At 62.9% G+C, this 14,484-nt stretch carries 11 protein-coding genes and 1 tRNA gene; 7 read left to right on the top strand and 5 right to left on the bottom strand.

The genetic code is table 11. From position 1 onward, the window contains the following. Nucleotides 1-327 precede the first annotated feature (327 nt). The 4 genes from PQU94_RS10935 (at nt 328) to PQU94_RS10920 (ending at nt 6,386) form a co-directional block, all read left to right on the top strand. Nucleotides 328-3,627 (top strand): transglutaminase family protein, encoded by a 3,300-nt coding sequence (locus PQU94_RS10935; RefSeq protein ID WP_272741496.1) that lies wholly within the window; start codon nt 328-330, stop codon nt 3,625-3,627. A 61-nt stretch (nt 3,628-3,688) separates the two neighbouring features. Further along, the gene (locus tag PQU94_RS10930) at nt 3,689-4,579 is read left to right on the top strand and encodes a tetratricopeptide repeat protein (protein ID WP_272741495.1); all 891 of its coding nucleotides are present in this window, start codon (nt 3,689-3,691) and stop codon (nt 4,577-4,579) included. Between the two features lie 56 nt (nt 4,580-4,635). Beyond that, nucleotides 4,636-5,514: an SIMPL domain-containing protein gene (locus tag PQU94_RS10925; protein WP_272741494.1), complete on the top strand. Its 879-nt coding sequence runs from the start codon at nt 4,636-4,638 to the stop codon at nt 5,512-5,514. Next, the gene (locus PQU94_RS10920) at nt 5,514-6,386 is read left to right on the top strand and encodes an SIMPL domain-containing protein (protein WP_272741493.1); all 873 of its coding nucleotides are present in this window, start codon (nt 5,514-5,516) and stop codon (nt 6,384-6,386) included. Before PQU94_RS10925 ends, PQU94_RS10920 begins: the two co-directional genes overlap by 1 nt. A gap of 58 nt (nt 6,387-6,444) precedes the next feature. On the opposite strand, the gene PQU94_RS10915 is transcribed toward PQU94_RS10920, so the two are convergent. Then, nucleotides 6,445-7,110, bottom strand: coding sequence for a hypothetical protein (locus PQU94_RS10915; protein ID WP_272741492.1), 666 nt, complete (start codon nt 7,108-7,110; stop codon nt 6,445-6,447). A 486-nt stretch (nt 7,111-7,596) separates the two neighbouring features. Here PQU94_RS10915 and PQU94_RS10910 point away from each other — a divergent pair, with 486 nt between their 5' ends. The 3 genes from PQU94_RS10910 (at nt 7,597) to PQU94_RS10900 (ending at nt 10,606) form a co-directional block, all read left to right on the top strand. Further along, complete coding sequence (locus tag PQU94_RS10910) at nt 7,597-8,778, top strand: patatin-like phospholipase family protein (protein WP_272741491.1); 1,182 nt, start codon at nt 7,597-7,599, stop codon at nt 8,776-8,778. A gap of 82 nt (nt 8,779-8,860) precedes the next feature. Beyond that, the gene (locus PQU94_RS10905) at nt 8,861-9,277 is read left to right on the top strand and encodes an RrF2 family transcriptional regulator (RefSeq protein WP_272741490.1); all 417 of its coding nucleotides are present in this window, start codon (nt 8,861-8,863) and stop codon (nt 9,275-9,277) included. A 3-nt stretch (nt 9,278-9,280) separates the two neighbouring features. Next, nucleotides 9,281-10,606, top strand: a complete 1,326-nt coding sequence (locus tag PQU94_RS10900) for a BNR repeat-containing protein (RefSeq protein WP_272741489.1) — start codon at nt 9,281-9,283, stop codon at nt 10,604-10,606. A 5-nt stretch (nt 10,607-10,611) separates the two neighbouring features. Here the strand turns inward: PQU94_RS10900 and PQU94_RS10895 are convergent, their stop codons facing one another. The 4 genes from PQU94_RS10895 to PQU94_RS10880 form a co-directional block, all read right to left on the bottom strand. After that, nucleotides 10,612-11,055, bottom strand: coding sequence for an NUDIX hydrolase (locus PQU94_RS10895; RefSeq protein WP_272741488.1), 444 nt, complete (start codon nt 11,053-11,055; stop codon nt 10,612-10,614). 111 nt (nt 11,056-11,166) lie between these two features. Then, nucleotides 11,167-13,314, bottom strand: a complete 2,148-nt coding sequence (egtB, locus tag PQU94_RS10890; protein ID WP_272741487.1) for an ergothioneine biosynthesis protein EgtB — start codon at nt 13,312-13,314, stop codon at nt 11,167-11,169. Nucleotides 13,315-13,658: 344 nt separating this feature from the next. Then, nucleotides 13,659-13,733, bottom strand: a tRNA-Val gene (locus tag PQU94_RS10885). A gap of 345 nt (nt 13,734-14,078) precedes the next feature. Continuing rightward, complete coding sequence (locus tag PQU94_RS10880) at nt 14,079-14,435, bottom strand: response regulator (RefSeq protein WP_013479366.1); 357 nt, start codon at nt 14,433-14,435, stop codon at nt 14,079-14,081. Nucleotides 14,436-14,484 lie beyond the last annotated feature (49 nt).

Below are 14,484 nucleotides of genomic sequence, written 5' to 3'. Positions count from 1 at the left end.
CGGGACTTGTCCATATGCCGTGCCGTATCAGAGTTACACATTTTTTTTGTCTTCGTTACAGTTCTGTGACGTGATTTTGTGGGGAAAGCGGACGTAAGCTGACGGATTGAAACGAAGCCTCTCACATCATACCTCCCAGCTAGCTGGGGAGGGGGACCGCACGAGGCGCGAAGCGCGAGATGCGGTGGTGGGGGCCCTCAAGCGGCCCGGCGATTCTGTAGATTACAGGTCGCAGGATATTTACCACCTCTCCCTGCCGGTGCAGGGAGGTGTAAGACTGCCATCTCTCCCTGCCAGAGCAGGGAGGGTGTAAGACTGGATGAGTGAATGACCATACTGACGGCGCTGCATCACGTTACTGACTACCGTTATGAGCGGCCGATCGGCATGGGGCCGCAGGTCATCCGGCTGCGGCCCGCCCCGCATACCCGCGCTCACGTGCAGTCTTACCGGCTGAAAGTCGAGCCGGAAAACCACTTCATCAACTGGCAGCAGGACCCCTTTGGCAACTGGCTGGCACGTATCGTCTTTCCGGACAAGGTGGCGCAGTTTCGCGTTGAGGTCGATTTGGTCCTTGAAATCAAGGTTTTCAATCCGTTCGACTTTTTCCTCGAAGACACGGCGACCCACTATCCGTTCAGCTATGCGGAGTCGCTCAAAGAGGAACTGACGCCCTACTTGGAGATCAAGGAACGCGACGCCCTGCTGATGGAGTTTGTGCGGTCCATGCCGGACCTTAACCCGGCGACGGGCGAAAAGTGGGGGACGGTCGATTTTCTGGTCGCCTTCAATCAGAAGGTCAATGCGCACCTCAACTACACCCTGCGCATGGAGCCGGGGGTACAAACCTCGGCCGAAACCCTGACCCTGCTTCAGGGCTCGTGCCGCGACATGGCATGGCTGGCCTGTCAGGCCCTGCGCCACAAGGGGTTCGCCACGCGCTTTGTCTCTGGCTATTCGATCCAGCTCAAGGCCGATGTCGAATCGCTGGACGGCCCGTCGGGCGTCAGCGAGGATGTCACCGACCTGCACGCCTGGTACGAGGTCTATCTGCCCGGTGCCGGCTGGATCGGGCTTGATCCGACGTCGGGTATGTTCACCGGCGAAGGCCATATCCCGCTCTGCTGCGCCCCCAACCCAACCTCGGCGGCCCCCATCACCGGCGCGCACGAACCGGCGCAGTCGCAGTTCAGCTATGAGATGGGGGTGACGCGCGTCTATGAATCGCGTCGCGTCACCCAACCCTATACGGACGGCGAATGGCAGCGCATCGACGCATTGGGGCATAAGGTCGATAAGGCCCTGACGGCGCAGGATGTGCGCCTGACCATGGGCGGCGAGCCGACCTTCGTGTCGCTGGACGACCGCACAGGCGATGAGTGGCATTTTACGGCCCTGTCTGACACCAAGAAGAAACTGGGTTTCGACCTGTTCAAACGCCTGTCGGCGCGCTTTGCCAAAGGCGCGCTGGCGCAGCACGCACAGGGCAAGTGGTATCCGGGTGAAATCCTGCCGCGCTGGGCGATGAACGCCTTTTGGCGGCTGGACGGTAAGCCCTTCTGGCTCAATGCGGACCTGCTGATCGACCCAGAAGCCGCTGCGCATGAGCCGCAGTTGACGGCGCGCACCTTCCTGCGCACGCTGGCCGGGGCGCTGGGCCTGCACGAAGGCCTCGTCATTGACGCCTATGAGGACATTCCGTACCACCTGTGGAAGGAGCAGCGCCTGCCGCTTGAGGGCGAGATGCTGAAGGCCGATGTCTATGAGGCGACGGAGCGCAAGCGGCTTCAGGCCCTTCTGGACAACGATCTGGGCCAGCCGACCGGTTTCGTCCTGCCCTTGCAGTACTCGGCGCGTTTCGACGGCTGGATGTCGAACCCGTGGCGTTTCCGCACCGAGAAGATGATGCTTTTGCCCGGCAACTCGCCGGTCGGTTTGCGCCTGCCGCTGGGGGCGCTGCCGTTTGTTGATCAGGTTGAGGTAGACGCGCATCTCTTCCCGCCGCGCTCGCCCTTCGCGCCGACCGAGGCCCTGCCGGAGGCGCAGGCTCTTGTGCCGCGCTTTGCCAGGGCTATCGGCACGGTAGGCGATCCGCAACGCTGGGCCGGGCCCAATGGTCTGGTGCGCTCGGCCCTGTGCGCCGAGGTGCGGCACGGTAAGTTGTTTCTCTTCCTGCCGCCGACCGCCTATGCCGAGCACTATTTCGAGCTGATTTCGGCCATCGAAGCGGTGGCTACGCACCTCAAGGTACCGGTGGTCATCGAAGGCTACGGCCCGCCGCGCGACCACCGCATCGAGTCCTTAAGCGTAACGCCCGACCCCGGCGTCATCGAGGTCAATATCCAGCCGGCGCGCGATTGGGACGAGCTGAAAGGCATCATCACTACGGTTTATGAGGAGGCGCGTCTGGCGCGGCTGGTCGCTGACAAGTTCCTGATCGACGGCAAGCGCGTCGCCACGGGTGGTGGCAACCACATCGTCATGGGGGCGCAGAAGCCGGAGGATTCGCCGTTTTTGCGCCGTCCCGACCTGCTGGGCTCGATGATCCGCTTCTGGCAGAACCACCCCAGCCTATCGTACCTGTTTTCGGGTCTGTATATCGGGGCGACCTCTCAGGCGCCGCGCATCGACGAGGCGCGCCACGAGTCGCTCTATGAGCTGGAAATCGCCCTGTCCAACCTGCCCAAGGGCGAGGCGGAACAGGCCCCGTGGCTGGTGGACCGGCTGCTGCGTAACCTGCTGGTCGATCTGACCGGCAATACGCACCGGGCGGAATTCTGCATCGACAAGCTCTATTCGCCGGATTCGGACCGCGGGCGGCTGGGTCTGCTTGAAATGCGCGGCTTTGAGATGTCGCCGCATCCGCAGATGAACCTCATTCAGGCGCTGCTGATTCGCGCCCTGATCGCCGTCTTCTGGAAAAAGCCCTATACGGGGAAGCTGGTGCGCTGGGGCACGCAGTTGCATGACCGCTTTATGCTAGGCCATCAGGTGCGTGAAGATCTCCATGAAGTGCTCGATTTTCTGAAAAGCCACGGCTATGCCTTCAGCCGCGACTGGTTCATTCCCTTCTTCGACTTCCGCTTCCCGTCACTGGGCAGTGTGCAGATCGGCGGCCTGACGCTGGAGTTGCGCGCTGGGCTGGAGCCGTGGCCGGTGATGGGTGAGGAGCCGTCCGGCGGCGGCACGTCGCGCGGCGTCGATTCCTCGGTCGAGCGCATGGAGGTGGTGCTGTCCGGCGCGGTAGGTGATCAGCACGTCGTCACCTGTAATGGCCGTCGCCTGCCGCTGCACCCGACGCGCGACGCCCATATTCAGGTGGCCGGTGTGCGCTATAAGGCCTGGGCCCCGTGGTCGAGCCTGCACCCCAACCTGCCCGTCAATACGCCCCTGCAGTTCGATGTGATCGACACGCGGCTGGAACGCTCGGTCGGCGGCTGCCGCTATCACGTCATGCACCCCGGCGGGCGCAATTACGAGCAGTTGCCGCTGAATGAGAACGAGGCTGAGGGGCGCCGCCTGTCGCGCTTTGAGGCCCCAACCCATACGCCGGGCCGCGTGCGCGTGCCGGCCCTGCATATCAACCCGGACTACCCGATGACGCTCGATCTGCGGCGAAAAGACTGAGGCTTCTCACCGCCTCTGTCTGTGCTATGCCTGAACCTCTGACCCATAAGGGGGGTAATATATGCGTAAATCGACGGGTGGAGTCCGTGCCTGGTATGTGCTGCTGCCGGTTATTCTGGTGGTGGCGGTGGCCGCAGGGGTGTTTTTCACGGGCAAGACCGGGCCGACCGGTGAAAACGAGTGGGTCACCTTTATCAAGGCAAACACCGGGGACGCGCAGGCGCAGTATCTCAGTGGTCTACCCTATGACAAGCGTCGAGGGGGGATAGATGACGCGGATCGCGCCTCAGGCTGGTACGAAAAAGCCGCCGCGCAAGGTCATATGGACGCGCAGATCGCACTGGCCGACCTGTACAATGACGATAAAGGCGTCGCCAACCGCGATAAGGCCTTCGCCCTTTATAAGGCAGTAAAAGCCCCTTCGCCTGACATCAAACGCAAGCTGGCCGAATTTTACCTGACGGGACGCGGTAGTGTTCCAAAAGACGTCGAAATAGGCGAGCGTCTGTTGCGCGAAGCTGCGCAAGCGGGCGACAAGGCCGCAGAAAAGGCGTGGGGACAGAGGCTCAATAGTGCGGGCGACCGCGAGGGGGCAAAGCTCTGGCTGATTAAATGCGCTGATCGCGGTGATACGCAATGCCTCACCGATATGGCTTATCTGTTTTACAACACCGGTGATCAGCCCAAAGCAATCAGCTATTTCAATCGCGCGGCGGATCGCGGAAACGCCGACGCGCAAATCCGCCTGAGTATGCTGTACTTTAACGGTATGGCCGTGAAAAAGGACCTGGCTGTGGCCTATAAATGGGCGCTTCTGGCCCGCAAGGGACCGAAGGGAAGTGCCGCCGTATCCGAAGCGCGTGAAGCGGTTCCTTTTATTGAAAGCCGGCTGACGCCCGATCAGAAGGTTGAAGGCCAAAAACAAGCCGACGCCTTCAAACCGGCGTCGTAAATCAGCCGCAATAGGGCATCAGCCTGTCAAAATCATCGCTATTCAGGGAGACGACTATGCGTAAATGGGTGTTGGGTATGGCTCTGCTGGCCGTGGCCGGGGGGGCGGTCGCTCAGACGACGACCAATAATTATCAGGCCTCGGACTACGACCGCGCGCCGTGGTGGATGAAGACACCGGTCATCACCCAGACGGGCTATGTGCGCACCGAAATCGACGCCAACCGCGCTAATTTTTCGGCCTCCTTCCTCGCCGTGGGCAAGACGGCGGATGAGGCGCAGCAAAAGGCCGTGGCGCAGACGCGCGCCCTGACCGATGCGCTGAAAAAGCTGGGCAAGGACGCGGTACGCGTCAACACCTCTTTCTCCATGCGCGTCCTCTATGAGCAGTACCGCGACAAGGAAGGCAACCGCATCGAAAACCAGCGCGGCGACAAGATCGAAGCCTATCAGGTCAGCATGGGCCTTGATGTAAAGGTCTATGATCTGCGGACGCTGGAACGCGCCTATGCGCTGGTGCTGGCCGCGTCGCCCACGGCGTCGCAGCCGGTCTATTTCTCGCTGGAACCCGATAACGCCACCAAGACCTGGCTGTACAATGAGGCGGTGAAGGACGCGGCGCGCCGGGCGCGTCAGGCTGCCGAAGCCGCGGGCGGCAAGCTGGGGGCGGTCAAGGTGATCGACCCGACGGGTCGCGCCTGTCAGACGGATATTCTGGCGCGGGGGGAACCGCGCGGCGGGCAGGATTTTGAGCCGACGACGGTGGCCTATGCGATGGCCCCGCCGCCACCGCCGCCCGCGCCCGTTATGGAGATGTCGGCTCGTGGCAGCGCGGTGGAGCAACTCGAAGCCAAGGCCGCGCAGAATGCCTTTATTCAGGCCCCGCCGCTGAATGAACTGACGGCGCAGGCCTGCGTTGTTTATGGGCTGAACTGATGCGCCGCGTGTGGATAGGCCTGTGCGCCCTGCCGCTGCTGGCGGCCGGGGCCGAGGCCGCGCCGCCTGTAAAGCCGGTCGAAAGCGCCGATCGCTTTGACGCCGCGCCGTGGTGGATGGAACGTGCGGTGCTGCCGCAGTCCGGCTATGCAGAGACGGAGGTCGAGGCCAATCGCGCCACCTTCGCCGCCCGGTTCAAGGGCACGGGCAAGACGGCCAGCGAGGCGCAGCGTCAGGCGGTCGCGCAGGCCGAAACCCTGATCTCCGCCCTGCGGCAGCGCCCTGCGGAGGCGGTGCGTGTCAGGACTGACTTTGCGGTGCAGGCCTTTTACGAGCAGTATCGCGACAAGGACGGGCGGCAAATCGCCAATGTCCGCGGCGACAAGATCCGGGGCTATGACGCCAACCTGACCCTGCGGGTTGAGGTGCGCGATATGGCCGTGCTGGAGCCGGTCTACGCGCTGGTTCTGGCGGCCGCCCCGACGCAGGTGGATCGCGTGGCCTTTGCCTTGCAGCCCGACAATGCCCTGCGGGACCGGCTGCGCAATGAGGCCGCGCGCGATGCGGCGGCACGGGCGCAAGGCGCCGTCGAGGCCACGGGCAGCACGCTGGGTTCTATTCGTCTGATCGACCCTTCGGGCCGCGCCTGCCGCGCCGATATTCTGGGGCGTGACACGCACGAGGACGACGACGCACCGCGTCTGCAAACCTCGATGAACATGAAACGAGCCACAGCGGATACGGCTGATGTCGTGGTATCCGGGAGCCGGGCCCCAACCCTCGAAGCCCGCGCGGCGGAAAATGCCTTTATTCAAACGCCGCCGCTGTATCGGGTTCAGGTGCAGACCTGCGTTGTTTATGATCTGAAGTGAAAAAGGCGGTCCCGCAAAGGACCGCCTTTTTTTTTGTTTCTGCCGTCACTCAGCCCGATCAGAATTTAACGGTCAGGCCCAGTTGCAGGACGGGCCACGTCTTGGCGTCCTTGACGTCGTTCTGAAGCTCCTGACGTTCCTTTTCCAGCGCCGCCTTGTAGGCCGGGTCATTGGCATAGGTGCCGTCCGAGGTCAGGGTCACGCTGGGGTCATCGCCCAGCACAGCCCCGGCCAGAACGCGGAAGCCAAACCGGCCATCCGAGCTGAAGGTGTTGTCGAAGCCCAGCCCGACAAACGGGGCACCGTCGCCCATATCGGCCTGCGCGCGCAGCGTGCCGATCTGCGCCGGGGTGAAGGGCACGCCACCGATATTGGTGGTGCCGGTCGGACGCGCGTCGAGTTTCACATTGCGATCACCGGTTACATAGCCGCCGGACACAAAGAAGGAATTACGGAAGGGGTGGACGTCAACGGCAAAGGTGAAGGGCTTGAAGTCCAGCTCGCCATTATAGTTGACGTCGTCCGAATTGAAGTCGTCACTGTGCTTCAGCACGTCGTAATCGGCGCGCAGCACAAAAGTGTCGTTCAGCTTGTAACGCGCACCGATACCGACGCCGGTGGTGCCGCCATGCACATCGACGGCGACAGGGCTGTTCTGGGCCGTAGCGGCGGTGGCGGTAAGGGCGCCGAGGGCTACGGCGGCGAGAAGGGCGGGCAGACGCATGAAGGCTATCCTTTGCGGGCTTAGAGCGCATTCCGAAAAGTGTGCAACGGCTTTCGGAATCAAATGCGCGACAAAACAAAAGGTTAGAGCGGAATTTCGATTCAATCTGACCGAAATTCGCGCCCAAAAAACAGGGGGGCCGTAGGCGCAGATTAACCTTAAGGCTTAACCAAAGCCTTAAATCGCCTCGTTTTCGCCACGCGCCCGTGATGCCTTGCCAAAGGCTGCACGGTTTATACCAACGGCCGAAGAGGCAGACCGCCTCCGGCCGTTGAAACTCGAGAATTTCTCATATGTGTCAATGACATGAAAAATTCTCGAAAAGTATACCAAGAGTCATTTTCAATGACCCTTGGTATTACACGGCACGACTCTGCGCCGGGGCCCGGCCTGAGACCTTCAGATTTGTGTGAAGTGCCGTAAAAATGATGCGCGGGGCCGGATTCCGGTACATAAAGTCATAGTAAGCGTCCGGAGCTGCCTCTTATGGATCAAAGCCGTCACGATTTTGCCGCCGCCGAAGCCGTTACCAATCCCGGCGCGGCCTATGATCAGACGGTACTGGTGCTTCAGGGGGGCGGGGCGCTCGGTTCCTATCAGGGCGGGGCCTATGAGGTGCTGCACGCCGGCGGGGTCCGGCCCAACTGGGTGGCCGGGGTCTCAATCGGTGCCATCAATGCCGCCATTATCGCCGGCAATGCGCCGGACAATCGCGTCGAAAAGCTGCGGTCCTTCTGGGCGCAGATCACCTCTGAGAGCCCGGCGGACACGCTGAGCGGCTATAATCCGTGGCTGAAAAGCGCTTTTCGGCAATGGAGCGGCTATATGAGCGCGCTGAACGGCGTGCCCGGCTTCTTCCGTCCCGCCGCCCTGACGCCCTTTTTCGCGCCGTGGGCCCTGCCGTCGGAAACCAGCTTTTACGACGTGTCGCCCTTGCGTGACACCCTGTTGCAGCACGTCGATTTTGACCGGCTGAACGGGGGGGAGGTGCGCCTCAGTGTCGGGGCGGTCAATGTGCGCACGGGCAATTCGGTCTATTTCGACAGCCATCTGACACCGATCACGCCGGAACACATCATGGCGTCGGGGGCTCTGCCGCCCGGCTTTCCGGCGGTGACCATTGACGGCGAAGCCTACTGGGATGGCGGTGTCGTCTCCAACACGCCCCTGACCTATGTGCTGCACGAAGCGCCGGCGGGGCTGGATGGCGACACGCTGGTTTTTCAGATGGACCTGTTTTCGTCGCGCGGTGAGGTGCCCAAAACGCTGGATGAGGTCTATGGCCGCGTCAAGGATATCACCTATTCCAGCCGCACGCGCCTCAATACCGATGCCTTTCTGGAGCGCTATCGCCTGCGTCAGTCGATCCGGCACATGTACGAAAGACTGCCGCCGGAGGTGCAGGCCGAGCCGTCCGTGGCCGCCTGCTACGCCAGGGCGGCGCATTTTCGCGTCTCGCTGGTCCATCTGATCAATTCCGGGGCGGGCGATCACGGCCAATCCAAAGACTATGAGTTTTCACGCCTGACCATGAACGAGCACTGGGCGTCGGGGCGGGTGGATGCCGAACGCGCCATGAAGCGCCGCGTGTGGCGCGAACCCCCGCCGGAAAAGGACGGCATCCGCGTCTATGACTTTGCCGCCGAAGAGCGCGCCGGGCCCAGATAGGGTTTCGGACTTATGGCTTTCGTAACCGGGTTCGTGCTAAGACGCCGATACGAAACATAAAAATACAGGTTACCCCGCCGCCATGTTGTCTCAGCGTGCCAAATACGCCATTCGCGCCATGCAGGAAATGGCCCGTATCCCTGCCGGTCAGACGGTTCAGGCGGGCGAACTGGCCGAACGGATCAAGGCCCCGTTGCACTTTCTCGAAGGCATACTGCTCGAACTGCGCCGCGAAGGCTTCCTGATGTCAAAGCGCGGCCGTTCGGGCGGCTACATGCTGGCGCGACCGTCGGACATGATCAGCATGGCCGACCTGATTCGCCTGATCGACGGGCCTCTGGCCCTGACGCCCTGCGCCTCGCGCACCGCCTATGCCCGCTGTGAAGATTGTCCGACCCCGGATGATTGTCAGTTGCGTCTGGTCCTGCTGGCGGCGCGCGACGCCATGGCGCGTGTGCTGGAAAGCTCCACCCTCGCCGATCCGCTGCCGCGGGCCTGAGCCATGCGCAGAGCCGTTATCCGGGCGCTGAGCATGGGGCTTGTCGGCCTGAGCCTCCTCACCGCGGCAACGGCGCAGACCACAAATCCCCCCGAAGCCATTGACCGCGTGTGGGCGGGCCACAGCGTGCGCTTTGCCATGGCGGTGTCAAAGACGCATCTCTATGTCGCCTATTACGATGCCAACCGGCAACTGACGGTGGCGCAGCGCCCGCTGAACAATGCGGCGCACTGGATCTATCACAAGGTCGATACCTGGCTCGGCTGGGACAGCCATAATTCTGTCGCCATGGCGCTTGACCGGTCGGGTGCCCTGCACGTGGCGGGCAATATGCACGTCGATCCGCTGACCTATTTCCGCAGCGATGCGTCGGGCGATGTCCGCACGCTGAAGCGGGTGCCGGTGATGGTCGATGCCGCGCGGGAGTCGCAGATGACCTATCCAGTCTTTCTGCACAATGCCGAAGGGCGGCTGGTCTATAAGTACCGCGATGGCTCCAGCGGGCGCGGCAACGAAGTCTATACGGTCTATGACGAGGCCGCCTGGTGCTGGTCGGCTCTGACCTCGGCCCCGCTGGTCGATGGCGAGGGGCAGCGCAACGCCTATTTCGTCGGGCCGGTAGCGGGGCCGGACGGATGGTTTCACATCACCTGGGTGTGGCGCGACAGTCCGATGGCCGAAACCAATCACGAGCTGTCCTATGCGCGCAGCCGCGACCTGATCCACTGGGAAAAGGCCGACGGCGCGCCGCTCCCGCTGCCGATCCGGCTGAAGGACGCCGAAATCGTCGATCCGGTGCCTGTCAAAGGCGGCATGATCAACAACAACACGGTCATTGGCTTCGATGCCGATAAGCGCGTGACCATCACCTACCACAAATACGACGCCGCCGGGAACACGCAGATCTGGCTGGCGCGCCGTGAAGGCAAGAAGTGGAACCGCCAACAGATAAGTGCCTGGACCGACTACCGCTGGGACTTCAAAGGCGGCGGGTCGCTCAACAGTGAATTATTCGTCGAAGGGGCGCGGCCCGGTCCCGCCGGTCAGTTGATCGTGCCGGTGACGCGATTGGGTCAGGCGCTGGAATTTGTCGTCGATGCCCGCACCCTGACGCCGATCGCGGAACGCCAGGTCGAAAGCCTCAATGCCCGTGCGGCGGCGCGCCTCGGGGGCACGGATGTCACCCGCGTTCAGACCGCGCAAACGACCGGCCCGGACGGGCGCGTCTATACGCTGGTCTGGCAGGCCCTGCCGCCCCATCGTGACCTGCCGCAACAGCGCATTCCGGAACCGTCCGACCTGATCCTGCTGACGGATATGCCGCAGTAAGGGGGTCAGCGTGCCTTGGGAAAGCGGTTGGCGAACCGCCGCACAATCTTGCGCAAGGATTCGATTTCGATGGCGTGCAGGGCCTGTTCCGGCGTCAGCCACACCATGCTGCGCTGACCCATTTCCGGCCACAGCGTCAGTTGCTGCGTCACCCGCAAGGCAAACACCTCAACCGCCGGGATGAACTGTGCCGTGGGCTGACCCTGATCCTTCACATAGGCAAAGCGTCCGATGGGGTGCGGATCGACCTCACCCAGAATACCGGCCTCCTCAAAGGCTTCGCGCGCCGCCGTTTCCTGTGGTGTCAGGTCGGGAATCGGCTTGCCCTTGGGGATGATCCACTGCCCGCTGCCGCGTGAGGTGATCAGCAGAAACTCGACCTCGCCCCCGCGCGTCTCACGAAAGGGGAGGGCCCCAAACTGAGTCGCGGGCGGCGTGTGCTGATCCAAGCGGAGTGGTCCTGATAAATGTCCGTGTACGGGGCAATTATCTGTGTAGGCCGCCTGAGGCCAAAGCTCAAGTGCCGCTGCGTAAATATCTGGCCTGGCCCGGCGGGCGGCTCAGGACAGTACGAAAAGGCCGAAGGCCGGAGCCGGGCTGATCCACTGATGCGCGACCGTCCATCCGGCGTCATGGCACAGGGCGGCGAAGCTGTCCGGCGTGAACTTATGAGCATTTTCCGTATGCAGACGTTCGCCCGCCGCAAACGTGAAACTCTGCCCGGCGACGGCCACGCGCTGATCGCGGCGGCTGACCAGATGCATTTCAATCCGGGCGCGCTCAGCGTTCCACAGGGCCAGATGCGCGAAGGCGTCAAGGTCGAAATCCCCCTGCAATTCGCGGTTCATCCGCACCAGCAGGTTTTTGTTGAAGGCCGCCGTCACGCCTTCGGCATCATCATAGGCGGCGTGCAGCGTGGCTGCGTCCTTGACCATATCGGCACCGACGATCAGTTGCGCCCCTGCCCCCAGCAGGTGCCGGAAGGCCCGCAGCAGCTCGCGCGCTTCGTCCGGGCTGAAGTTGCCGATGGTCGAGCCGGGGAAGAAGCCGACGCACGGCCTGTTTTCAAGGGCGTCGGGCCGGGGCAGGGCCTGCGTGAAATCACCCAACAGCGGCACGACATTCAGATGCGGATAGGTGCTTTGCAGCCGCGCCGTCGCCGCGTGCAAGGCGTCCGGGCTAATGTCGATGGGCACATAGGTGCGCAGGGCCGGGCAGGCATCGAGCAGAGTCCGCGTCTTGTCGCTGGCCCCGCTGCCAAATTCGACCAGCACGGTTTCGGCGGTCCAGCCCGCCACCAGCGCATCGGCAATGTCGTGCAACAGGCGCGTTTCGGTGCGCGTCGGGTAATATTCCGGCGTGCGGCAGATGGCCTCAAACAACTCGGAGCCTGCCGCATCGTAAAAATACTTGGGCGAAAGGGATTTGGGCTGTGCCGACAGACCGGCGATCACATCGGCCGCGAAGCCCTCATCGCGGCTCTCTGCGGCGGTCTGATCGCGCGCCAGACGCAGACCCGCGCGCACCCAGCGCTTTTCCGGCGCGAAGAAGTTGCGATAGGTGGCGCGCGCATGACCGCCAGGCGTAAAGGCGCTGCCGCCGCGCAGGCTCATCTGCCCGCTCATGAACTTGCCATTATATTCGCCGACGGCACCCGCGCCCGGACGAAAGCCCGGATAGCCGAGATAGGCGCTGGCCGTCCATTGCCAGGCGACGTCATCCACCTGCTGCAAAAGGCCTTGACGCGCGGCGGCCTCCCATTCGGCCTCGGTCGGCAGACGCGCTCCGGCCCAGCGGGCAAAAGCATCGGCCTCGTAGAAGCTGATGTGCGTGACGGGGGCGTCCGGATTGACCGGGTGCAGGCCGCGCAGGCTGAAGTCTTGCCACTGCTCGCCGTCCGGCCGCCAGTAAAGGGGGGCGCGCCAGCCCTCGGCCTGCACGCGGGCCCAGCCATCGGACAGCCACAGCTCCGGCCGCGCATAGCCGCCGTCGTGCATAAAGGCCAGCCAGTCGCCATTGCGCACCAGCCGATCGGCGATCTGATAGGGCTCCAGCCAGACCTTATGGCGCGGCCGCTCATTATCGAAGGCAAACCCGTCGCCGGTCGCGCCGATCTCGACCAGCCCCCCGGCGCAAGAGATAAACCGGGCCTCGCCCGCCGGGGCGTCGGCAACAAAGGCGGGATCATAGGCCGGGGCCATCGGCGACAGGCTGAACAGGTGCAAAATGTCCATCAGCAGCAGTTCCTGATGCTGCTCCTCGTGCGCCAGACCGAGCGCCAGCAGGGCCTCGCTCTCGGCATCGAGCCCGGCGGCGATCAGGTCGCGCATATGATGATCCACGTGCTGACGATAGGCCAGGATATCGCTCAGGGTCGGTCGGGTGAGGACACCGCGCTGGGCGCGCGGCTGACGCGCCCCCTTGGCTTCGTAATAGGAGTTGAACAGATAGCCGTAGTGCGGATCGAACGGCGCATAGCCGGGGCGGAGACTGAGCAGAAACGTCTCAAAGAACCAGGTGGTGTGCGCCAGATGCCACTTGGCCGGGCTGGCGTCGGGCATGGACTGCACGACCATGTCCTCCGCCGACAGGGGCGCAGCAAGACGCAAGGTCGCGGCCCGCACCTCAGAGTAACGCCGGTCGCAGGGGCTCTGCGAAGCGTCAGTACAAAGCGGGCGTCCCGTGGTCGGGTGGCTGTGGCCGTCCATCTCAATCTCCCCCGTTGCGCACGGTGCCGCTGACTATATCGGTGTCGAATGTAAGTTTTAAATTCGCGGCGTCAGACTGCGCCTACGGCTGACCTGTTTGTGGCAGCAGGCGTTGGGCGCGGCGCGCCAAGGCGAGTACGAAAGGGGCGGGGAAAAGGTTACACGGGCGAAGCGGCGTGCGCCTGACACACAGTGCCTAGGATTGTGGCGGGCCCATAAGCGTATGTGGAAAAGGCGCGAAGCGACCAGCGACCAAGCGGGAGCGCAGCCTACGCGGCACCAAAGGCGAAGCCTTTGAGCTCAAACCGAAAAACATTTTCGATGTTTTGGAAAAATGAAGGAAATGGTGGACCCGACAGGGATTGAACCTGTGACCCCTACGATGTCAACGTAGTGCTCTCCCGCTGAGCTACGAGTCCACAATTGTGTTCGGCAACGCTGTGCCGGTGCGAGGAGCGGGTGTATAGCCGCCGAAAATGGCGGTGGCAAGGGCTTTTGCGATCAAAAATGTGGAAAGTGTGCGAAAGGGCGGCGTGGGCTGAAAGAGCCCCCACCACCGCATCCGCATCGGCGGTCTGATCACCGCCTTTGGCGGTTCGTGCGGTCACTCTCCCTACCAGAGGTGGGGAGGTATAATATAGACCGCGTAACCTAACCCCTCAGGCGGCGATCAGGCGTTCGACTTTGGTGACGATTTCGCCCGCGCTCAGGGAGCGAAGCGTTAGCGCCACTTAAAACCTGCGCGGGCCGCCCGCACTGGCCCGTCAGGCAGCGATCAGGCGCTCGACTTCGGTCACGATTTCGCGTAGATGCACCGGCTTTTCGAGGACCTTGGCTTCGGGGGAGGCCTTTTGCGCATTGAGCGCCACGGCGGCAAAGCCGGTGATGAACATGATCTTGAGGCCCGGCTGGCGCTGCGAGGCGACCTTGGCCACTTCGATACCATCGGCGCCGGGCATCACAATGTCGGTCAGCAGCAGGTCATACGGCCCCTGATCGAGGGCTTCGATGGCGCTGTCGCCATCGGGGCAGCTCACGACATCATAGCCGGCGCGCTGAAGGGCGCGCGTCAGGAAGCTGCGCACGGAATTTTCGTCTTCCGCGAGGAGAATCTTGGTCATTAATCCCGGTCCTGTGGGAAAGGGGCCCCGTTTCGTCTGAGAGTAGATG

This window comes from Asticcacaulis currens, from assembly GCF_028550395.1.
Lineage (GTDB): Bacteria > Pseudomonadota > Alphaproteobacteria > Caulobacterales > Caulobacteraceae > Asticcacaulis > Asticcacaulis currens.
This window is presented reverse-complemented; position numbering and strand designations above follow the sequence as displayed.

What these genes read in the sequence shown, in the direction of transcription:
- PQU94_RS10935 (WP_272741496.1), top strand. Translation starts at nt 328, where the DNA reads ATGACCATACTGACGGCGCTGCATCACGTTACTGACTACCGTTATGAG.
- PQU94_RS10930 (WP_272741495.1), top strand. Translation starts at nt 3,689, where the DNA reads ATGCGTAAATCGACGGGTGGAGTCCGTGCCTGGTATGTGCTGCTGCCG.
- PQU94_RS10925 (WP_272741494.1), top strand. Translation starts at nt 4,636, where the DNA reads ATGCGTAAATGGGTGTTGGGTATGGCTCTGCTGGCCGTGGCCGGGGGG.
- PQU94_RS10920 (WP_272741493.1), top strand. Translation starts at nt 5,514, where the DNA reads ATGCGCCGCGTGTGGATAGGCCTGTGCGCCCTGCCGCTGCTGGCGGCC.
- PQU94_RS10915 (WP_272741492.1), bottom strand. Translation starts at nt 7,110, where the DNA reads ATGCGTCTGCCCGCCCTTCTCGCCGCCGTAGCCCTCGGCGCCCTTACC.
- PQU94_RS10910 (WP_272741491.1), top strand. Translation starts at nt 7,597, where the DNA reads ATGGATCAAAGCCGTCACGATTTTGCCGCCGCCGAAGCCGTTACCAAT.
- PQU94_RS10905 (WP_272741490.1), top strand. Translation starts at nt 8,861, where the DNA reads ATGTTGTCTCAGCGTGCCAAATACGCCATTCGCGCCATGCAGGAAATG.
- PQU94_RS10900 (WP_272741489.1), top strand. Translation starts at nt 9,281, where the DNA reads ATGCGCAGAGCCGTTATCCGGGCGCTGAGCATGGGGCTTGTCGGCCTG.
- egtB (WP_272741487.1), bottom strand. Translation starts at nt 13,314, where the DNA reads ATGGACGGCCACAGCCACCCGACCACGGGACGCCCGCTTTGTACTGAC.
- PQU94_RS10880 (WP_013479366.1), bottom strand. Translation starts at nt 14,435, where the DNA reads ATGACCAAGATTCTCCTCGCGGAAGACGAAAATTCCGTGCGCAGCTTC.